The sequence below is a fragment of the Actinocrinis sp. genome (assembly GCF_035946395.1).
Classification (GTDB): Bacteria; Actinomycetota; Actinomycetes; order Streptomycetales; family Catenulisporaceae; genus Actinocrinis.
On record NZ_DASYZI010000198.1, the window covers coordinates 1 to 21,171 of the forward strand.

The window sequence follows — 21,171 nt, forward strand, 5'->3', positions numbered from 1 at the left end:
CAGCGCAACGTCCTCGCGCTGTATCAATCCAAGATCTGCCAGAGATTTATTCCAGGATCTGCCGTGCACGTGCCGGGTGTGGCCCGCCCGGACGGCGAGCGTGCGGAGCGGGCGGTCACGTTATGGCCCACGAGTCTTTGCGGCACTGCGGGACCGGGATGGGCGTCGGCGGACGGGCAGGCCACAGGGTGTGAGACGCTGGGTCCATGAACCGGCTCGGTAGCGCGACCTCGCCGTATCTGCTTCAGCACGCGGACAATCCGGTGGATTGGTGGCAGTGGGGTGAGGATGCGTTCGCCGAGGCGCGGCGGCGGGACGTGCCGCTGCTGATCTCGATCGGATACGCGGCGTGCCACTGGTGCCATGTTATGGCGCATGAGTCCTTTGAGGACGCGGAGACCGCGGCGTTGATGAACGCCGGGTTCGTGTGCGTGAAGGTGGACCGCGAAGAGCGGCCGGACGTTGACGCCGTGTACATGACGGCGACGCAGGCGATGACCGGGCACGGCGGGTGGCCGATGACCGTTTTCGCCACTCCGGCGGGGAAGCCCTTCTATTGCGGCACCTACTACCCTGCGCAGTCGCGGGGCGGGATGCCGTCGTTCCGGACGCTGCTTGATGCGGTGGGAACGGCTTGGCGAGAGCAGCGGTCCGAGATCGAGCGGGTGGGGGACGACGTCGCGGAGCGGCTTGCGCGGACGGCGGCGCCGGTGGGCAGCGGTGCTGGTGGCGGCACTAGCGCTGGTTCGGATGCGGACGCTGGCGGTGCGCCGGACTCGACGGCGCTTGCGGCGTCGGTGGCGAGGCTGGTGCATGAGTTCGACTCCGTGCACGGCGGGTTCGGGGGAGCGCCGAAGTTCCCACCCTCGATGACGCTGCTGCAACTGTTGCGACACCACGCTCGCACGGGGTCGCCGCAGGCCCTTGACATGGTGCGGCGTACCTGCTTCGCGATGGCGCGCGGCGGGATCTTCGACCAGCTTGGCGGCGGGTTCGCGCGGTACGCGGTGGATGGGACGTGGACCGTGCCGCACTTCGAGAAGATGCTATATGACAATGCTTTGCTGCTTCGCGTGTATACATTATTGTATAAGGCTACTGTAGATGGCGCGGAGTCTGATGGTGGGGCGGGGGTTGGGGCTGGAGCTGAGGGCGAGACTGGGAAGGAGTCTGCGTTCTTTGCGCGGGTGGCGCTTCAGACCGTTAAGTTCCTGATCGGGGCGCTGCGGACCAGCGAGGGCGGGTTTGCGTCGGCGCTTGATGCGGATACCAATGGTGTCGAGGGTCTGACATACGTCTGGACGCCTTCGCAACTGCGCTCGGTGCTCGGCGATTCGGATGGGGAATGGGCTGCGGACTTCTTTCACGTGACTTCGCAGGGCACGTTCGAGGACGGCGCGTCAGTGCTCGAAATGCTCGGCGATCCTGCGCCGGACGAGGCGGCGCGCTATCACCGGGCCCGCATCACTTTGGCGGCTGCCCGGGAGGAGCGGCCGCAGCCGCGCCGGGACGGCAAGGTGGTCGCGGCGTGGAACGGGCTCGCCATCACCGCGCTGGTCGAGGCGTCGCTGGCCTTTGAGATGCCTCGCCTGCTGGACGTGGCGGTCGACGCGGCGCGGCTGCTGGCGGACGTGCATGTGCGCGACGCGCGGCTCGTGCGTACGTCACGTGACGGCGTGGCCTCGGCGAATCCCGGCGTGCTTGAGGACTACGGCTGCGTCGCGGAGGGATTCTGCGTGCTGTACTCGGCGACCGGCGACAAGCAGTGGTTGGACTTGGCGGCGGGCTTGCTTGAGACGGTTCGGGAGCAGTTCGTCTCCGACGCGGGGTTCCACGACACCGCTGCGGACGCCGACTCGCTGTACTTCCGGCCCAGCGATCCGACCGACAACGCCACGCCGTCGGGGGCCTCGGCGGCGGCGGCCGCTTTTGTCGCGTATGCGGTCACGGCTGGGTCGCTGGACCATTTGGATGACGCGCACCGGGCGCTGGGTGCTGCTTCACAGTTGGCCGACCGTGCGCCGCGGTTTGCGGGGTATGGGCTCGCGGTCGCTGAGGCGCTGCTTTCGGATGTGCCCGCGGCGTTTGTGTGTCCGGGCCCGTTCTGCGCGTAGGCGGAACGTGCGGAGCGGAGCGTGGGGGATCTGCGCCGGTTCGGCGGCGTGTCAGCGGTGTGCCAATGGTGTGCCAATGGTGTGCCAATGGTGTGCCAGGTCAGGCGTGATTGTAGACGGGGATTGAGATCGCCACGTAGTGGCAGACGAAGGCTGCGATGGTCATGATGTGGAAGATCTCGTGGAAGCCGAACCATTGGGGGGACGGGTTCGGCTTCTTCAGCCCGTAGACCACGGCGCCTGCGGAGTAGAGCAGCCCACCGGCGATGATCAGCGTGACGACGCTCCAGCCGCCGTGACGCTGGAAGTCCGGCAGGTAGAAGACCGCGGCCCAGCCGAGCGCTAGATAGCAGGGGACGTATACCCATCGCGGCGCGCTCAGCCAGAAGACGCGCATGCCGATGCCGATCAGCGCGCCCGCCCAGACGAGGGTCAGCAGTATTTCGGCCGACACGCGCGAGAGCAGGACGATGGACAGCGGCGTGTACGTCCCGGCGGTGATCAGGAAGATGTTGGTGTGGTCCAGCCGGCGCAGCACGCCGCGCCATTTCGGGCCCCAGGTGCCGCGGTGGTAGACGGCGCTGACGCCGAAGAGGAGCCACGAACTTCCCGCGAACACCGCGCAGGCCGCAGTGGTTCCGGCGGTCGGCGCCAGCGTGATCAGCACGATCCCGGCGGCCAGCGCGAGCGGGAAGGCCCCGGCGTGGAACCAGCCGCGCAGCTTCGGCTTGACCGCCGCTGTGGCGGACGCCACAGCCTGCGTGGGCGAGACTTGCCTCACAGAACCGGGTGGCGGATCGAGCGCGCCACCCCCTTGGGTCATGAGATTGGTCACACCGTACCCCTGTCCCGGCGGCTCGGCCGCCTGGCGAAATCGACGTCTTTACGGACATAGCGCCACACCGCGCCGGTGTGGCCGCTGACCGCTCCAGAGTAACCTACGCCGACGTAAGTTACTGGCAGGTAACTTAGGCGGGTCCACGATGCGGACACTCGTGGCTATAGTCCAAAACAACCCTCATTACGCCCGGGAGGTGCGGACTCCCGGCGTCCCTAGGAGTGCGCACGATGTCACTCGCCTTTTCGTATACGGCGCTGTCCGAAAAACCCCCGACCCGCCATCCGGAACTGCTCGCCTGGGTGGGCGAGATCGCCGAACTGACCCGACCCGAACGGATCGTCTGGTGCGACGGCTCCGACGCCGAGTGGACCAGGCTGACCGGCGAACTCGTCGGGACAGGCACCCTGCGACGGCTTAACCCCGCCAAGCGGCCCAACTCCTTCTACGCAGTATCCGACCCGTCCGATGTGGCGAGGGTCGAGAACCGGACGTTCATCTGCTCAGAGCGTGAGGAGGACGCCGGCCCGACGAACAACTGGGTCGCACCCGCCGAGATGCGGATGACCTTGGACGGCCTGTTCGCCGGCTCGATGCGCGGACGCACGATGTACGTCGTGCCGTTCTCGATGGGTCCGATCGGCTCACCTCTCGCCGCGCTCGGCGTTGAGATCACCGACTCGGCGTACGTGGTGCTCTCCATGCGAGTGATGACGCGTATGGGCGCTGCCGTGCTTGAGGAACTCGGCGAGGATGGTGACTTCGTCAGGGCGGTGCATTCCGTCGGGGCGCCGCTCGCTGCCGGGCAGACGGACGTGCCGTGGCCTTGCAACACGACGAAGTACATCACGCACTTCCCGGAGACCCGTGAGATCTGGTCGTACGGATCCGGATACGGCGGTAACGCGCTGCTCGGCAAGAAGTGCTACGCGCTGCGCATCGCCTCGGTGATGGCCCGCGACGAGGGCTGGTTGGCCGAGCACATGCTCATTCTGAAGCTGACGCCGCCGAGTGGCGAGGTCAGGTACATCGCGGCTGGATTCCCGTCGGCGTGCGGCAAGACGAATCTCGCGATGCTGATGCCGACGATCCCCGGTTGGAAGGTCGAGACGGTCGGTGACGACATTGCATGGATGCGTTTCGGCGCCGACGGACGCCTTTACGCGATCAACCCGGAGGCGGGCTTCTTCGGCGTCGCTCCCGGAACAGGTATGTCCACGAACGCCAACGCCATCGCGACGCTGACCGATAACACCATCTTCACCAATGTCGCACTCACGGACGACGGCGACGTCTGGTGGGAGGGCCTGACCGACGAACCTCCGGCGCACCTGACCGACTGGAAGGGCCGCGACTGGACTCCCGCGTCGACCGAGCCCGCGGCGCATCCCAACTCGCGGTTCTGCGTCCCGGCGGCGCAGTGCCCGACGATCGCCCCCGAGTGGGAGGACCCGAGCGGCGTGCCGATCTCGGCGATCCTGTTCGGCGGACGCCGTGCCACCGCGGTCCCGCTGGTCACCGAATCGCGGTCCTGGCAGCACGGCGTGTTCCTCGGCGCGAACGTCGCCTCGGAGAAGACCGCCGCGGCCGAGGGCACTGTCGGCGAACTGCGTTACGACCCGTTCGCCATGTTGCCGTTCTGCGGCTACAACATGGGCGATTACTTCGCGCACTGGCTGCGCGTGGGCGCGCAGGCCGATCCGGAGAAGCTGCCGCGCATCTACTACGTCAACTGGTTCCGCAGGGCGGCCGACGGCCATTTCCTGTGGCCCGGGTTCGGCGAGAACAGCCGCGTGCTCAAGTGGATCGTCGACCGGCTCGACGGCCGCGCGGCCGGTGTGCCGACGCCGATCGGCGTCGTGCCGGCGCAGGACGAGCTGGACCTCGGCGGCCTGAGCATCGACGACAAGGACCTTGAGCAGCTGCTGACGGTGGATCACGAGGCCTGGCGGCGCGAAGCCGGGCTGATCCCGGCCCACTTCGAGCGCTTCGGCGACCACCTGCCCGGCGAACTGTGGGAAGAGCACCGCGCACTGACCGCCCGGCTCGGCTAGTCGCCAGAGGGTGCGCGGGGTGGATTGCCGAGCTCGCGTGCCGATGGCCGTCGCGTCGTCGGTCATCGCGCGGTGTCACTGATGTGTCGGCGCCGCGTGGCGCTACGGCTCCCTCCTCCGCCCCGCCACGCTCAGCCCTCGACCCATGAGCCCACACGGCGCCAGCCGCATGCGCTGCACCGTCGGCAATCCACCCCGCGCACCCTCTCATCCGTGATCTGAGCGGATCTTCACCAGATCCTCACAGCCGCCTCGCTCGTTCCCGAGCCGAGGCGGCTGTTGTTGGAGATAAGGTGCCGCAGGAGAAACGGCCCCGTGGAGCCATGGGGCCGCGCAGCCGGGAAACCGCGGCCGAGGGAGAGGCGTCGGAGATGAGTGTGCGAGACCTCGTCTACGGCGCGTACGAGAAGCGGCTGGTCGCGAAGCTGGACCGGTCACGTGTTCCGCGGCACGTCGGTGTGATCATGGACGGCAACCGCCGGTGGGCCAAGTCGGTCGGCGAGCAGATCGCCACCGGTCACCAGCGTGGTGCCGACAAGATCCAGCACCTGCTCGAATGGTGCGAGGAGGCCGGGGTCCAGGTGGTGACCCTCTGGCTGTTCTCCACCGACAACTTCAACCGGCCCGCGGATGAGCTGGTTGATCTGATTCAGATCATCGAAGGCTCGGTGCGCCGGCTCGCGGACACCGGGCGTTGGCGCGTGCAGCCGCTCGGCGCGCTTGATCTGCTGCCCGGTGATTTCGCGCGGACGCTGAAGGAAATCGGCGCGCGCACTGCGGACAACCCCGGACTGGTGGTCAACGCGGCGATCGGTTACGGCGGACGACGTGAGATCGCCGACGCGGTGCGCTCCCTGCTGTACGAGCACGCCGAGCGCGGCACGACGATCGAGGACTTGGCGCAGGTGATAGACGTCGAACACATCGCCGATCACCTTTACACTCGCGGGCTGCCCGATCCGGACCTGGTCATCCGCACCTCCGGCGAGCAGCGCCTGTCCGGCTTCCTGATGTGGCAGTCGGCGCACTCGGAGTTCTACTTCTGCGAGGCGCTCTGGCCGGCGTTCCGCAAGATCGATTTTCTGCGCGCCCTGCGTAATTACAGCCTGCGTCAACGTCGTTATGGTGCGTGACGGGGCTCTGACGCCGCTCCAGCGGCGCTTCCAGCGGTGTCGCGACGCCGTTTTCGTGTAGACCGGATGGGGTAATGCCCTGGTATGACGTGTGACACCGGTCCGGCGGTTGAGCGCCTGTCGCACCCCGTGCGCGGGCCGGTGATCAGCCAAAAACTCCCCGCCTGGAGCCGCCCGCCCTCCTTAACGTTGTGACCGGTGCAAATCCCACCCTCATCAAGGGCGCGCCGGGCGCGGCACGCCCACAGGGAGTCGTGCTAAGTGGCCGTTACACCCAAGCGCCGTTCCGCCCGTCCCGAACGGCGCACTTTCGTGCTGGACACCAGCGTCCTCCTCGCGGATCCGGCCGCGATCACCCGCTTCGACGAGCACGAGGTCGTCATCCCGCTGGTGGTCGTCAGCGAACTCGAAGGCAAGCGCCACCACCCCGAACTCGGATACTTCGCGCGGTCAGCGCTACAGATGCTCGACGAGCTGCGCGTCAAGTACGGGCGCCTCGACGCGCCCATCCCGATCGGACCCGCCGACGGCACGTTGCGTGTCGAGCTCAACCACACCGATCCGTCGGTCCTGCCGCCCGGGTTCCGGCCCGCCGTCGCCTCGCCCGACAACGACACCCGCATCCTCGCGGTGGCGAAGTCCCTCGAAGCCGAGGGCAGGCAGGTCACGCTGGTATCCAAGGACCTGCCGCTGCGCGTCAAGGCGGCGGCGGTCGGCCTGCCGGCCGAGGAGTACCGCGCGGAACTGGCGATCACGTCCGGCTACACCGGCATGGCGGAGCTTGAGATAGCCGGTTCGATGGTGGACCGGCTCTACGAGGAGAGCCGGATCGAGCTGCCCGAGGCTGCCGGGCTGCCGGTGCACACCGGCCTGGTGCTGGTCTCCGAGCGAGGCAAGGCGCTGGGGCGGGTGACCGCGGACAAGCAGGTGCGGCTGGTGCGCGGCGACCGCGAGGCCTTCGGACTGCATGGCCGCTCCGCCGAGCAGCGGATCGCGCTCGACCTGCTGCTCGACCCGGAGGTCGGCATCATCTCGCTCGGCGGGCGCGCGGGCACCGGAAAGTCGGCCCTGGCGCTGTGCGCGGGGCTTGAGGCGGTCATGGAGCGCAGGCAGCACCGGAAGGTGGTCGTCTTCCGTCCGCTCTACGCGGTCGGCGGCCAGGATCTCGGCTACCTGCCGGGCACCGAGGGCGAGAAGATGAGCCCGTGGGGCCAGGCGGTCTTCGACACCCTGTCCGCGCTGACCACCGCCGATGTGATCGACGAGGTGGTGGACCGCGGCATGCTGGAGGTCCTGCCGCTCACCCACATCCGCGGACGTTCGCTGCACGACTCCTTCGTGATCGTGGACGAGGCGCAGTCCCTGGAGCGCAACGTGCTGCTCACCGTGCTCTCCCGGATCGGCTCGGGCTCCCGGGTCGTGCTGACCCATGACGTGGCGCAGCGTGACAACCTGCGGGTCGGCCGGTACGACGGCGTGGTGGCCGTGGTGGAGAAGCTCAAGGGGCACCCGTTGTTCGCGCACGTCACCCTCACCCGCTCCGAGCGCTCGCCGATCGCCGCGCTCGTGACCGAGATGCTGGAGGATCTCGCCGTCTGAGCGGACGGGCTCTTCGAACGCGCGAACGGCGGGGGTGAGCCAGGCCACGCTGTGTGATGTGATGTGCGGTCCACAGTGTGACCCAGACCACAAAATGACGGCCCCGGGAGGCGTTTCCCGGGGCCGTTCTCGTCGTTCTCGATCATTCTGCTGACCTGCTGGGGCTCTACGAGGCGTGAATGGCCCTCCACGGAGCGTGCTTTTGCTGTGATTTAACCCACATCTGAATAATTTGAGGTTTGGCCCAACAATCGGGCAGGGTCGTTTCGTCAGGCCCCACGCGACGGGCTTCCGAACGAGAACGACGGACCCCGGGCGCGCCACCCGAAGCGTGTACCCGCACAGTGCGTACGCCGGCCACTCTGGCCGCGGGCAAGCAGAGTCAGATGGGGCGAGCCGCCGCTCAGTGCGCGCTCGAAGCGTCCGTGATCCGTGCCGCCGTTTCTCCGGGGTCGGTGACGGCTGCTTCGTCGTGCCCTGCGGCAGACGGAAGGTCTCACGTGCCCAGGCTCCGCCTGTCAGTGCCCGCATCCATAGCGGTGCACAAGCACAAAATCGCAGTAACCGCAGCTTCCTGCACGGCCGTCACCGGCGCCGTCGTCGGCGCTCTCAGCGCCACTGCGGCCACCGCACACGCGGCCACCATCCCCGTTGCGCAGAAGACGGTCTCCAACGCCGCCGTGCACGTCGCGGCGCACGAGATCGCCTTCGACGACGCCCCCGCACGGCCGTCGGCGAAGTTCATCAACGAAAAGCCGCCAGCGGTGGCGAAGCCGCCGGCGCCCGAGCCGAGGAAGCCCGCGGCACCGCAATACTCGGCCGCTCCCGCTCCGGTGCCCGCGACCACGACGGCTGCCCAGGCTCCCGCGCCGGCCGTCACCACCGGGTCAGACCCCTACGCCGGCCTGAGCGCGTATCAGATCGCGCAGCAGATCGTCCCGTCCGGCGAGTTCGGCTGCTTCGACTGGATCGTCAGCCGTGAGTCCGGCTGGAGTGTCACCGCGACCAACCCGTCGAGCGGCGCGTACGGCCTCGGCCAGGCGCTGCCCGGCTCGAAGATGGCCTCGGCGGGTTCCGACTGGCAGACCAACCCGGTGACTCAGATCAGGTGGACGCTCGGCTACATGGACGAGCGCTACGGCTCTCCGTGCGCCGCACAGTCCTTCTGGGAAGGCCACAACTGGTACTGAGCCGAAGAACGTGCTTGAACGTGCTTGAGAACGCCTGAAGTGCTTGACGACTGCCCGGGGCGCTGCGTATGTCGCGCCTCGGGCAGCCGCCGTATGCCGGTCACCAGCAAACGGTCACTAACAAGCACTGCCTACGGCCGCTTCCCGATGTTCAGCAGCGGGGCGTTGTCACCCGGGTTGGTGAAGAAGTCGTTGCCCTTGTCGTCCACCACGATGAACGCCGGGAAGTCCTCGACCTCGATCCGCCAGACCGCTTCCATGCCCAGTTCGGCGTAGTCGAGCACTTCAACCCGCTTGATGCAGTCCTGCGCCAGCCGCGCCGCCGGCCCGCCGATCGAGCCGAGGTAGAAGCCGCCGTGCTCCTTGCACGCCTCGGTGACCTGCTTGCTGCGGTTGCCCTTCGCCAGCATGACGAACGAGCCTCCGGCGGCCTGGAACTGATCAACATACGAATCCATCCGTCCGGCGGTCGTCGGGCCGAAGGAACCGGAGGCGTAGCCCTCGGGGGTCTTCGCGGGACCGGCGTAGTAGACCGGATGGTCCTTGATGTACTGCGGCAACGGCTTGCCGTCGTCCAACAACTCCTTGAGCTTCGCGTGCGCGATGTCGCGCGCCACGACGAGCGTCCCGGACAGTGACAGGCGCGTCTTGACCGGGTACTTCGACAGCTCCGTGCGTACCTCGCTCATCGGCCGGTTCAAATCGACACGCACTACGCCGTCGTCGCCCGCGGTGGAGCCGCTAATGAGTAGGGCCTCATCGGTCGTCTCGGGCAGGTAATGCGCCGGATCGGTCTCCAGCTGTTCCAGGAAGACGCCCTCCGCCGTGATCTTCGCCAGCGCCTGCCGGTCCGCCGAGCACGACACTGCGATGGCGACCGGGCACGAGGCGCCGTGCCGCGGCAGCCGGATGACCCGCACGTCGTGGCAGAAGTACTTGCCGCCGAACTGCGCGCCGATGCCGATCCGCCGGGTCAGCTCCAGCACCTCGGCCTCCAGGTCGAGGTCGCGGAAGCCGTGCGCGAGCATTGAGCCCTCGGTCGGCAGGCTGTCGAGGTACTTGGCCGAGGCGTACTTGGCCGTCTTGAGCGCGTATTCCGCCGAGGTACCGCCGACGACGATTGCCAGGTGGTACGGCGGGCAGGCCGCGGTGCCGAGCGAGCGGATCTTCTCCTCAAGGAAACGCAGCATCGACGCAGGGTTCAGGACCGCCTTCGTCTCCTGGTACAGGTACGACTTGTTCGCCGAGCCGCCGCCCTTCGCCATGAAGAGGAACTTGTAGGCGGAGCCGGGGGCCGCGTAAAGCTCGATCTGCGCCGGCAGGTTCGACCCGGTGTTCTTTTCGTCCCACATCGTCAGCGGGGCCATCTGCGAGTACCGCAGGTTCAGCTTCGTATAGGCGTCATAGACGCCGTGCGCGATGTGCGTCTCGTCGTCCCCGTCGGTCAGCACGTTCTGCCCGCGCTTGCCCATCACGATCGCGGTCCCGGTGTCCTGGCACATCGGCAGCACGCCGCCGGCCGCGATGTTCGCGTTCTTCAGCAGGTCGAGCGCGACGAACCGGTCGTTCGGCGAGGCCTCGGTGTCCTTCATGATCGACGCGAGCTGCGTCAGGTGTGCCGGCCGCAGGTAGTGCGCGATGTCGTGCATCGCGGTCGCGGTCAACAGTTGCAGCGCGGACGGCTCGACCTGGAGGAACGTCCGCCCGGCCGCCGAAACGGTGCTCACACCCTCGGTGGTGAGCAGCCGGTACTCGGTCTCGTCCGGTCCGAGGGGGAGCAGGTCTGAATAAGCGAACTCGGGCACGAACGAGCCTCCTGAAGCCAATCTGGAACCACTGTTGGAACCACTGCCGAAAGACGACTGTCGCGAAAACGCAGACGATCGAAAGCCTATGCCTGCCGTCCGCCGGCGCCCGACCCGGACTGACCACGGCCGTGGGCGGCGGTAGCGTAGCGGCGTGACTTCCCCCGCGATGCGCCAGCCCGAGGACCGCGATCCCGGTCTGCGCGCCTCCGACGCCGACCGTGAGCACGTCGCCGAACTGCTCGGGCGGGCCTTTGCCGAGGGGCGCCTGAGCACCGAGGAACACAGCGAACGGCTTGAGGCCGCCTACGCCGCCAAGACGATGGGCGAACTGCGCGTGCTGGTCGAGGACCTGCCGGTGGAATTCGCGCCGCCGACTGCGTCGGGCGGCCAGGTCACATCGCATCCCGAGGACGCCGCGCTGCGGTACGGCAGCGGCGAGCAGGTGGTGGCCGTGTTCGGGGAGGCGAAGCGCACAGGCCGGTGGCTGGTGCGCTCGGGGCTCAATGCCCGGGCGCTGTTCGGGTCGGTGGAACTGGACCTGACCGAGGCCGTGCTCGAACAGCGCGAAATCGTCATCATCGCGAACGCCGTGTTCGGCGAGGTGATCCTCCGAGTGCCGGACGGAGTCATCCTGTACGACGAGGGCAGCTCGATTTTCGGCTCGCGAAAGCTCTCTGCCTCACCGGGGACCGTCTTCGGCCCCGAGACGCCGGTCGTGCGCGTGCGCGGGGTGGCGCTGTTCGGAAACGTCGAGTCCAAGCGTCCGAAGCGGAAATGGCTCAAAGCGCGATGAACAGAGCACGATGAACAGAGCGCGGTGAACGGGCATGATGAAACGGGGCACGATGAACACTGACCCGACCGGCAAGAAGCCCGAGCCCGGCAAGAAGCCGTTGTACGTCCTGCGTTCCACCGTGTGGTTCGACGAACTCGACATGGTCGGCGTGCTGCACAACGCGCGGTACGCGATCCACGTCGAGCGCGCGATGACCGCCTGGTTCCATTCGTTGTCGGGGCTTGACCCGTCAGACGATCACGTCGTCGTCAAGCACTACGAAATCGAGTTCCTGCGCCCGTTCACCCACGAAGGCGGCGAACTGATCGTCGAGGTCGGGTTCGGGCGGTTGGGCAACACGAGCGCGACGTACACCTTCCGCTGTCTGTCTGATGCAGAGGACGGTACGGAAATCGAGCACGCTCGTGGCAGCCGGACGATAGTCAAGGTCACGCGCGGAGACCTGCGTCCGACGCCGTGGTCCGACGGTCTGCGGGCACTGGTGAGCGTCTAATGCAGCATCACAGTGCTTTAGCGCGACATGACTGTGCGGTTGGGCGCGTCGAGAGTGTTGTCCGCGAGTTGCCGCAGCATGGCCAGCAGATCCGCGTGCTGCTCCGGTGACCAGCCTGCCAGCTGCTCCTGAAGGATGTCGGTCCGCGCACTGCACAGCTGGTCGATGATCTGGACGCCACTCGGCGTCAACGTCACGGTGCCGTCCCCGTCGCGCTGTGCGTGGCCGGTGCCGATGATGTCGTCGATCTTCGCGCGGATCTGGGTGAGCGGCAGACCCAGACGCCTCGCCGCGACCTCGTCGGTGATCGGTCCGGCGTGATGGAGCCGGAACAGTCCGTACGCCTGGGGCACGGTGATGTCCACCCCGGCGCGGGCGATGACCGTGTCGTAGCGGTCCCACAAGTTCTGCCGGCTGGTCAGCCGGGTCAGCGCGTTCTCGATCTCGTCCAGCGAACTGCGGAACGTCGGCAGGCCCGAGGCTTCGCCGGGCTCCGGGACGCGCGTCGCGTCACGCAGCGGGACCTCGCGCAGGAACAGCGTCAGCACGAAGGCGACGAGTGTGATCGGCACTGCGATAAGGAAGACTTTCTGTACTGAAATCGCATAAATATGGAGGAATGGTGCGGCCAGCGGCGCCGGCAGCTGGTGCACCGCGGTCGGCGCCTCGACGATTCGGTTCACCGGGAACTGCGGCGAGAGCCTGCCGTTCGCGAGCGCGTCGCCGATGTTCGAGTGCAGCCGGTTGTTCAGGATCGTGCCGAAGATGGAGGCGCCGAACGAGCCGCCGATGGAGCGAAAATACGTCGCCCCGGAGGTCGCCGTCCCCAGGTCGGCGTAGCCCACCGTGTTCTGCACCGCGATGATCAGCACCTGCATGGTCAGTCCGAGGCCGAAGCCGAACACCGCCATGTCCGCGCCCATGAGCGCGCCGGAAGTGTGCTCGTCGACGCGGGAGAGCAGAGCGAGGCCGAACGCCATGAAGAGCGTGCCGAAGATCGGATAGATCTTGTACCGGCCGAGCCTGCTGATCAGCTGTCCGGTGCCGATCGAGCCGACCAGCACGCCGGCCATCATCGGCAGCAGCCGCAGCCCCGACTCGGTCGGCGAGTTGCCGTTCACGACCTGCATGAACAGCGGGATGAAGGAAAGCGCGCCGAACATGCACAGGCCCACCACGAACCCGATCGCCGAGCTCATCGAGAACACCGGATTGCGGAACAGCCGCAGCGGCAGGATCGGCTCGGGTGCCCGCTGCTCGACCAGGACGAACACGAGCAGCAGCACCACGGCGCCGATCCCGCAGCCCCACACCTCCGGAGAGTTCCACGCCCAGGTCGTGCCGCCGAGGCTGGTGATCAGCACCAGGCAGGTCGAGGCGGCGGCCAGCAGCGCGGTGCCCGCGTAGTCGATCCGCGGACGCGCCTGCGGCGACCGCGAGGTCAGCGCGACCGCGATGACGAACAGCGCGACCGCGCCGACCGGCAAATTGACGTAGAACACCCACCGCCACGACAGGTTGTCCACCAGGAACCCGCCGAGCAGCGGGCCGAGCACCGACGAGACGCCGAAGACCGCGCCGATCACGCCCTGGTACCGGCCGCGGTCGCGCGGCGGCACGACGTCCGCGATGACGGCCATGGCCAGCACCATCAGCCCGCCGCCGCCGATGCCCTGGAACGCCCGGAACCCGATCAGCTGCGGCATGTTGCGCGACACGCCGCACAGCGCCGAGCCGGCCAGGAAGAGCACGATGCAGATCTGGAACAGGGCCTTGCGCCCGAACAGGTCGCCGAGCTTCCCCCACAGCGGCGTGGTCGCCGTCGAGGCCAGCAGGTACGCGGTGACCACCCAGGACAGGTGGTTCGCCCCGCCCAGGTCGCCGACGATCGTCGGCAGCGCGGTCGAGACGATCGTCTGGTCCAGCGCGGCCAGGAACATGCCGAGCATCACGCCGGCGAAGACCAACCGGACCCGGCGGGCATCCTCCTCGATCGGCGCGATGTTGGGGGCGGTGTCCTCGATTTGACCCGACATCAGACGCCTCCGGTCTCGTTCGCTCATTCAGGGTTACCACCCAGGCGCCGCTGTTGCCCGCCGGTACCGCTGAACGGATGAAACAAAAGGACCAGAAGCCTGTCTGACGTCTGACGCCTATCCGAAGTCGATGACGCTGTACTTGCGCAACTTGTCGAGCTGATGCTCCGACTCGATCCGCCGCACCGTGCCGCTCTTCGAGCGCATCACGAGCGACGACGTGATCGCGCCTCCTGCGCGGTAACGCACGCCGCGCACCAGTTCGCCATCCGTGATACCCGTGATCGCGACGAACGCGTTGTCTCCGGTGACCAGATCGTCGGTGGTGAGTACGCACTCCAGGTCGTGTCCGGCTTCGAGCGCCTTGCGCCGCTCGGCCTCGTCACGTGGCCACAGTCGGCCCTGGATCACCCCGCCGAGGCACTTCATCGCGCAGGCCGCGATGATGCCCTCAGGCGTGCCGCCGATACCCAGCAGCAGGTCGACACCAGTGTCCGGACGCACTGCCATGATCGCGCCGGCGACGTCGCCGTCCGTGATGAACTTGATCCGCGCCCCGGTCTCGCGCACCTCGCGTACCAGGTTCTCGTGCCGCGGCCGGTCCAGGATCACCACGGTCACCTCGGAGGGCTTGCTGCCCTTCGCCCGTGCGACCGCGTTGATGTTCTGCTTCACCGGAGCGGCGATGTCGACGACGCCCGCGGCGTCGGGGCCGGTCACCAGCTTCTCCATGTAGAACACGGCCGACGGGTCGTACATCGCGCCCCGCTCGGCCAGCGCGATCACCGCGATCGCGTTGGGCATGCCCTTGGCGTTCAGCGTCGTGCCGTCGATCGGGTCCACGGCCACGTCGCACTCCGGCCCGTCGCCGTTACCGACCCGTTCGCCGTTGAACAGCATCGGGGCGTTGTCCTTCTCGCCCTCGCCGATCACCACCACACCGTCCATCGACACGGTGTTGATCAGCCGCCGCATGGCGCCGACCGCCGCACCGTCCGCGCCGATCTTGTCGCCGCGGCCCACCCAGCGGCCGGCCGCCATCGCGGCCGCCTCGGTGACGCGGACCAGTTCGAGGGCCAGGTTGCGATCCGGCAGTTGTGCCTGGGAAACGCCCGTCTCAGGCGTATTGCTCATGATTTGGTGTCCTTCCGCACGGACATCAGATGACGGCGGCGGCCGTTGAGGGTTCGGCCGGCCAAAGCCGTCGATTTCAATGATCGTAGCGAAGCGGACAACCCCGCCCGGGCCGTCGGGCGCCGCGGCGGATCGGGGCTCTTCGACGTTAACCGGGGCTTCTTGCGGCTGCTGTAGGCTCGCCAGCCGCTGCGCGCCGGCCGACCCTGCGCCGCCAAGCCCCGGTTAACTTCGAAGAGCGGGCATCGGGGACGATGGGAACATGGCGAACGTGGTGAACTCACGGGCAAACTCACGGTTGAAGACCACCGTCCGGGACATGCTGCTCTCCCTGGCGGTGATCGCGGTGCCCATCGCCGTGGTGCTCGCGATCGAGCCGTCGAAGCCCGGCGATCCGGTGCACGTCATCGACGCGGCCTCGTTCCAGACCACGCTGAGCGCCGCGCGCCAGGCCGAGCCGTTCACCGTGCTCGCGCCGAGCGGCCTGCCGGCAGACTGGCGGCTCACCTCCGCCTACTACCAGCCGCCCGGCGCCACCGCCGGGGACTGGCACGTGGGATATCTCACCCCGAGCGGCGGATACGCCGCACTGGAACAGGTCACCGAGCCGCTCGCCGCGTTCCTCACCGACCAGCACTCCGACGCCAGCCCGAACACGGCCGCTCAGATCACCGGGGCCACACCCGGCGTCTGGCAGCGGTACACCGGAACGACGCCCGCCGGCCTGCGCACGATCATGTACTACAACGACTCGAAATCCACGGTGATCGTGGCAGGCAGCGCCTCGCTGACCGAGCTCGAACAGCTCGCCACGGCGCTGCACTGACGCCTCGCCGATCTACTCACCGATCTGGCTGTCTACCCGGTACTTACTTTCCGGCACTTACTCCTCAGTGCGCGCCGCGACCGCTGCGTCCAGACGTGCACGGGCACCGTCGAGCTTCGACTGGCAGTGCGCTGCCAGCGCCTCACCGCGTTCCCACAGCGCCAGCGACTGCTCCAGCGACAACCCGCCCGCTTCGAGCCGCTGCACCGTCGCGACCAACTCCTCGCGCGCCTGCTCGTAGCCGAGCCCGCTCAGCTCGTCGCCAGGCTGCGCGGGGTTCGATGGCTCAGCGTTCGACGACTTAGTGTTCGACGACTCAGCGTTCGGTGGCGCGGCCTTCGGTCGCGCAGCCTTGGGCGGCGTGGAATTCGCTTCGTTCGACATGCCGTCCACGATAGGTTGCCGGGGCGACAGCGAGGGCAAGGAGTCCGACTATGGGGATCGCGGCGCGCCAGGCCGTCGTCCAGGACGCTGAGGAGCTGACCCGGCTGCGCGAGGTGATGATCTCCACCTTCGGGCCGATCCTGGACCATTCGTGGCGCCAGCCCTGCATCGAGGCCTTCCGTGCCGCGCTGGCCGACCCGGACGGTCCGCTCCAGGCCTTCGTCACCGACGCCCCGGACGAACCGGGTGTGCTGGCCGCCGGCTCGGTCGGCGTGATCCAGCGGCGGTTGCCCGGCCCGGCCAATCCCAGCGGCTTGACCGGTTACATCCTCAGCGTCGCGACCGATCCGCGCTTCCGCCGCCGAGGCCACGCGCGTGCCGTGGTCGTCGCGACGCTCGACTGGCTGCGTGCCTGCGGCGTCCCGCGCGTGGACCTGCACGCCTCGGACGAGGGGGAGGCGCTTTACCGCGAGCTCGGCTTCCACGAGCCGCGCGGTCTCGCCCTCACGGCGTGGCTGACGTCGCCGACCTCAGCGCATTGACCGTCGCGTCCAGCGAGCCGCCCGCGAGGCGCACCGTCAGCGGGTCGCCCGGTTCGACCTCCTCGGGCTTGCGGACCACCACCCCGTCGTCGCGCTGCACGATGGCGTAACCGCGCTCCAGCGTCGCCAGCGGCGAGAGCGCGCGCACCCGGGCCAGCGTGTGCTCCAGGACCTCGCCGTCCCGCGCCACCTTCTGGTCCGCGCAGCGATACGCCCGATCCCGCAGCGTCCCGATCTCCTGCGCGCGCAGGTCCACCATCGCGTACGGCGCCGCGAGCACCGGCCGCGAACGGAATCCGTTCAGCGCCTGCGCCTCCCGGTCCAGCAGCCGGGTGATCGAGCGCCACAGCCGCTCCCGGGACTGCGTCACCCGGTCCAGTTCCTCGCGCACGTCCGGCACGATCCGCTTGGCCGCGTCCGTAGGCGTCGAGGCACGCAGGTCCGCGACCAGGTCGAGCAGCGGCGCGTCCGGCTCGTGCCCGATCGCCGAGACCACCGGAGTACCGCACGCCGCGACCGCGCGGATCAGCTGTTCGTCGGAGAACGGCAGCAGGTCCTCCACCGAGCCGCCACCCCGCGCGATCACGATCACATCCACCTCGGGGTGCGCGTCGAGCTCGGCGAGCGCCGCGGTCACCCCGGCGACCGCGCCGACGCCCTGCACCGCCGTCTCACGCACCTCGAAGCGCACGCCAGGCCAGCGCCGCTGCGCGTTCTCGATCACGTCCTTCTCGGCCGCCGAGGCCCGCCCGCAGATCAGCCCGATCAGGTGTGGCAGGAACGGCAGCGGCTTCTTGAGCGCCGGATCGAACAGGCCCTGCGCGGCCAGCTGCCGCTTGAGCTCCTCCAACCGGGCCAGCAGCTCCCCGATCCCGACCGGCCGCAGTTCCTGAGCGAGCAGCGAGAACTGGCCGCGCGGCCGGTAGAAGCTCGGCTTGGCCCACACCACCACCCGCGCGCCCTCCGAGGGCGCCGGCACCACCTTGTCGTAGACGCTCCGGTAGCAGGTCACGCCGACCGACACGTTCTGCGACGGGTCACGCAGCGTCAGAAACACCATTCCGGCGCCCGGCCGCCGACTGATCTCCGTGATCTGGCCCTCGACCCAGATCGAGCCGAGCCGGTCGATCCAGTCGCCCACCATGCCCGCGAGGGCGGCGACTGGCACCGGGTGCTCGAACGAGGTCTGCAACGCCATGGCCCAACGGTATCCGTCCGTCCCGACACCGAGATCGGAAACGCCGACTTCGAAGGGGCGCGAACGCGATACGAACGCTGCGCCCCGACCGCGCACCGTCGGTGCCGGACCGTTCACGGAAAAGTGTGCGGGAGATGTAAAGATCGCCGCTCCCGCACTGGGGCGTCCCGTGGGTACGCGAATAACATGGAGACATGGTCACCGCCTCAGGCCACGCCACGGCCGCCGACGTATCCGCCCCCTCCGACGCCCTCACCACCGGAGCGTCGCCGCGCAAGCGGGTGCTGCTCGCCGCTCCGCGCGGCTACTGCGCGGGCGTGGACCGCGCGGTCCTCACCGTCGAACGGGCCCTTGACCAGTACGGCGCGCCGGTGTTCGTGCGTAAGCAGATCGTGCACAACAAGCACGTCGTGCAGACGCTGGAGGAACGTGGCGCCGTCTTCGTCGAGGAGAACGAGGAGGTGCCCGAGGGCTCGATCGTGATCTTCTCGGCGCACGGCGTGGCCCCCGAGGTGCACGAGCAGGCCTCGCAGCGGCGGCTCAAGACGATCGACGCGACCTGCCCCCTGGTCACCAAGGTGCACAAGGAGGCGCTGCGCTTCGCCGACGAGGGCTACGACATCCTGCTGATCGGTCACGAGGGTCACGAGGAGGTCATCGGCACCACCGGCGAGGCTCCCGAGCACATCAAGCTGGTCGATGGCCCCGAAGGCGTCGCCGACGTGCAGGTGCGCGACCCCTCGCGGGTCGCCTGGCTGTCGCAGACCACGCTGTCGGTGGACGAGACCGAGCAGACGGTGGCGAAGCTGCGCGAGCGCTTCCCGCTGCTGATCGACCCGCCCTCTGACGACATCTGCTACGCGACGCAGAACCGGCAGGTCGCGGTCAAGCGCATCGCCCCGCAGTCCGACCTGGTCATCGTGGTCGGCTCGGCCAACTCCTCCAACTCGGTGCGCCTGGTCGAGGTGGCCCTGGAGGCGGGAGCCAAGTCGGCGTTCCTGGTGGACCGCGCCGAGGAGGTCGATCCGGCGTGGTTCGACGCGGTCACCACGGTCGGCCTCACCTCTGGCGCCTCGGTTCCCGAGGAACTGGTCCAGGGCGTGCTGGCACTGCTGGCCGAGCGCGGCTACACGGATGTCGAAGACGTCCGGTCCGCTCAGGAGAAGCTGCTCTTCGCGCTCCCGCACGAGCTGCGCCGCAACCTCAACGCCGAGTAACGCACTGTCACGTGACGCGCCGCCACATGACGCACTGTCAACTGTCCGGCGCGTTATCGCTGCCGGAACGGCAGCCTACGTGCGAGCGTGACAGCTAACGCCACAGCTGTGCCAAGGAACACCGCGCGCGCCTTGATCGCGAGCAGTTCCAGTATCGTCGCCATGGCCCCCATCAGCCCGGAGCCCATATCGTGCGGCGAGAAGGCGGCGACGAGCATCAGGCCGCAGGCGAAGGCGAGTGGTGGCCCGACCACGGCCGAATACCAGTCGGATCGTCGTACCTTCGCTGCGGTGTACCCGCACGCGGCGAGGAACAGTCCGGTCAGCGCCCACGCGGCCGTGCTCACCAGCAGCAGGTCGAGACCCGCGCCGAGCAGGCATGCCCCGGTCAGCACGATCGACACTCCGAACGCCGTCAGCGGCCCGCCGGCAGTCCGTTCCACACGGTGTCCGCCCGGATTGCGCCCACTGAAATTGCGGCCGCCGGGACTACTACCGTCCGCACGTGGCTTCGCCACTCGCTGCCGCTCCCAGCCGCGTGCCGTCGGCGGTTCCGGGCGCCACAGCGGGCTCTCGGGAGGCCGGTGATCCGCAGCCCGGTGCTGGCTCATGCGCGTCACCGTACGAGCCGCCACGCGCCCCTCGCCGACGCCACGCCCTCCGGTCGCTCGACCGGATGACAAATCTCTGCATACAGTACTAAGTCGTCACTATTATGCGGTCACTATTGCGGGGTCATCCGGTCGGTCGCGGAACGCGGCGCCAGGCTGCCTGGAGCGGTCGGCTGTGGCAGGAGCGAGTCCAACGCCGCAGGGGAGCGCGGAGCAGTGTCCAGATGCCGCGGAGTCTCCGGGGGAGAGTCGCCGACGCCGAGGTCGTGTAGGCGTCGAGCCGCCACGAGCACGCGCGCGTCGAGCGAGCCGACCGCTCGGTTGTAGGCCGCGACTGCCCCGCCGAGCGACCCGCCCACCCGATCGAGATGCCCGGCCAGCACACCGATCCGCTCGTACAGGTCGCGGCCGAGGTCGATGATCGTGCGTGCCTCCGAGGCGAGCGTGTCCTGTGACCACGCGTAGGCGACGGTACGCAGCAACGTGATGAGTGTGGTCGGTGAGGCGAGCATCACGCGTCGTTCCGCTGCGTACTCCAGCAGGTTGGGATCGGCCTCAAGCGCGTAGGACAGGAAAGCCTCGCCGGGCACGAACAAGACCACGAACTCAGGCGTCGAGGCACCGGCCGAGTTCAGTCGTTTCCAGTACGCACGTGAGCCCAGTTGGTCGACGTGTGCCTTGAGCTGCCGTGCGTGTGCCCTCAGACGCTCCGCGCGAGTTTCCTCATCCCGAGCCTCTGCCGCCTCCAGGAACGCGCCGAGTGGCACCTTGGCATCGACGACCACGTTCCGACCCCCGGCCAGGTGCACGACCAGGTCCGGACGTGCGACCCCTTCGTCGTTGTCCGCGCCCGCGCCGACCACCAACTGCTCGGTGAAGTCGCAGCGGCCGACCAGCCCGGCCAGCTCCACAGCGCGGCGCAGGTGCAGCTCACCCCAACGTCCGCGCACCTGAGGCGCGCGCAGCGCCGTGACGAGCGCGGCGGTCTGCCCGCGCAGCTCCTCACCGGTCGTGCGCACGTCCTCGATCTGCTGGGCGAGCGCGGCCTGCGCCGAGGCCCGACCCTGCTCGATCTCGCGCAGCCGGTCGTCCAAGTGCCGCAGCGACTCCTGGATCGGCCGCCCCACCTGCGCGAACTGTTGGTCGGCCAGCCCGAGCAGCCGGTCGGTCGACCGGTCGAGCGCCTCCGCCGAGGGCC

Annotated in this window: 18 protein-coding genes; 10 read left to right on the top strand and 8 right to left on the bottom strand. The window is 68.4% G+C overall.

Going from position 1 to position 21,171, the window contains the following annotated elements:
- Positions 1-206 precede the first annotated feature (206 nt).
- Positions 207-2,114: a thioredoxin domain-containing protein gene (locus VGS97_RS12390; protein WP_326853541.1), complete on the top strand. Its 1,908-nt coding sequence runs from the start codon at positions 207-209 to the stop codon at positions 2,112-2,114.
- 100 nt (positions 2,115-2,214) lie between these two features.
- Here VGS97_RS12390 and trhA read toward each other — a convergent pair whose 3' ends face one another.
- Positions 2,215-2,937, bottom strand: a complete 723-nt coding sequence (gene trhA, locus VGS97_RS12395) for a PAQR family membrane homeostasis protein TrhA (RefSeq protein ID WP_349262100.1) — start codon at positions 2,935-2,937, stop codon at positions 2,215-2,217.
- A 245-nt stretch (positions 2,938-3,182) separates the two neighbouring features.
- On the opposite strand from trhA, the gene VGS97_RS12400 reads away from it, so the two are divergent.
- From VGS97_RS12400 to VGS97_RS12415, 4 genes are all read left to right on the top strand, one after another.
- Positions 3,183-5,006, top strand: coding sequence for a phosphoenolpyruvate carboxykinase (GTP) (locus VGS97_RS12400; protein WP_326853543.1), 1,824 nt, complete (start codon positions 3,183-3,185; stop codon positions 5,004-5,006).
- Positions 5,007-5,377: 371 nt separating this feature from the next.
- On the top strand, positions 5,378-6,139 hold the full coding sequence (locus tag VGS97_RS12405) for an isoprenyl transferase (RefSeq protein ID WP_326853544.1): 762 nt from the start codon (positions 5,378-5,380) through the stop codon (positions 6,137-6,139).
- Between the two features lie 261 nt (positions 6,140-6,400).
- Positions 6,401-7,738 (top strand): PhoH family protein, encoded by a 1,338-nt coding sequence (locus VGS97_RS12410; protein WP_326853545.1) that lies wholly within the window; start codon positions 6,401-6,403, stop codon positions 7,736-7,738.
- A 500-nt stretch (positions 7,739-8,238) separates the two neighbouring features.
- On the top strand, positions 8,239-8,928 hold the full coding sequence (locus VGS97_RS12415; RefSeq protein ID WP_326853546.1) for a hypothetical protein: 690 nt from the start codon (positions 8,239-8,241) through the stop codon (positions 8,926-8,928).
- A gap of 131 nt (positions 8,929-9,059) precedes the next feature.
- Here the strand turns inward: VGS97_RS12415 and VGS97_RS12420 are convergent, their stop codons facing one another.
- The gene (locus VGS97_RS12420) at positions 9,060-10,733 is read right to left on the bottom strand and encodes a fumarate hydratase (RefSeq protein WP_326853548.1); all 1,674 of its coding nucleotides are present in this window, start codon (positions 10,731-10,733) and stop codon (positions 9,060-9,062) included.
- Between the two features lie 154 nt (positions 10,734-10,887).
- Between VGS97_RS12420 and VGS97_RS12425 the strand changes: the two genes are divergently transcribed.
- A complete protein-coding gene (locus VGS97_RS12425) occupies positions 10,888-11,529 on the top strand; it encodes a DUF1707 SHOCT-like domain-containing protein (protein ID WP_326853549.1) in 642 nt (213 codons plus the stop codon).
- A gap of 52 nt (positions 11,530-11,581) precedes the next feature.
- Entirely contained in the window at positions 11,582-12,025 is a 444-nt protein-coding gene (locus VGS97_RS12430; protein ID WP_326853550.1) for an acyl-CoA thioesterase, read from the top strand.
- Between the two features lie 17 nt (positions 12,026-12,042).
- Here VGS97_RS12430 and VGS97_RS12435 read toward each other — a convergent pair whose 3' ends face one another.
- Positions 12,043-14,061, bottom strand: coding sequence for an MFS transporter (locus VGS97_RS12435; protein WP_326853551.1), 2,019 nt, complete (start codon positions 14,059-14,061; stop codon positions 12,043-12,045).
- 117 nt (positions 14,062-14,178) lie between these two features.
- Entirely contained in the window at positions 14,179-15,195 is a 1,017-nt protein-coding gene (gene glpX / locus VGS97_RS12440; protein WP_326853552.1) for a class II fructose-bisphosphatase, read from the bottom strand.
- 262 nt (positions 15,196-15,457) lie between these two features.
- On the opposite strand from glpX, the gene VGS97_RS12445 reads away from it, so the two are divergent.
- A complete protein-coding gene (locus tag VGS97_RS12445; RefSeq protein ID WP_326853553.1) occupies positions 15,458-16,021 on the top strand; it encodes a DUF4245 domain-containing protein in 564 nt (187 codons plus the stop codon).
- A gap of 57 nt (positions 16,022-16,078) precedes the next feature.
- Here VGS97_RS12445 and VGS97_RS29815 read toward each other — a convergent pair whose 3' ends face one another.
- On the bottom strand, positions 16,079-16,405 hold the full coding sequence (locus VGS97_RS29815; RefSeq protein ID WP_326853555.1) for an exodeoxyribonuclease VII small subunit: 327 nt from the start codon (positions 16,403-16,405) through the stop codon (positions 16,079-16,081).
- Positions 16,406-16,455: 50 nt separating this feature from the next.
- On the opposite strand from VGS97_RS29815, the gene VGS97_RS12455 reads away from it, so the two are divergent.
- Positions 16,456-16,947 carry a GNAT family N-acetyltransferase gene (locus tag VGS97_RS12455; protein ID WP_326853556.1) on the top strand — a complete coding sequence of 164 codons (492 nt, stop codon included), beginning with the start codon at positions 16,456-16,458 and terminating at the stop codon, positions 16,945-16,947.
- Here VGS97_RS12455 and xseA read toward each other — a convergent pair.
- Positions 16,910-18,145, bottom strand: a complete 1,236-nt coding sequence (gene xseA / locus VGS97_RS12460) for an exodeoxyribonuclease VII large subunit (RefSeq protein WP_326853557.1) — start codon at positions 18,143-18,145, stop codon at positions 16,910-16,912. The genes VGS97_RS12455 and xseA overlap by 38 nt on opposite strands.
- Positions 18,146-18,339: 194 nt before the next feature.
- Between xseA and VGS97_RS12465 the strand changes: the two genes are divergently transcribed.
- Positions 18,340-19,362, top strand: a complete 1,023-nt coding sequence (locus VGS97_RS12465) for a 4-hydroxy-3-methylbut-2-enyl diphosphate reductase (protein WP_326853559.1) — start codon at positions 18,340-18,342, stop codon at positions 19,360-19,362.
- Positions 19,363-19,415: 53 nt separating this feature from the next.
- On the opposite strand, the gene VGS97_RS12470 is transcribed toward VGS97_RS12465, so the two are convergent.
- Positions 19,416-19,805 (bottom strand): DUF6542 domain-containing protein, encoded by a 390-nt coding sequence (locus tag VGS97_RS12470; RefSeq protein ID WP_326853560.1) that lies wholly within the window; start codon positions 19,803-19,805, stop codon positions 19,416-19,418.
- A 281-nt stretch (positions 19,806-20,086) separates the two neighbouring features.
- Positions 20,087-21,171 (bottom strand): DNA recombination protein RmuC (locus VGS97_RS12475; RefSeq protein ID WP_326853561.1); only part of this gene is annotated, 1,085 nt, incomplete at its 5' end.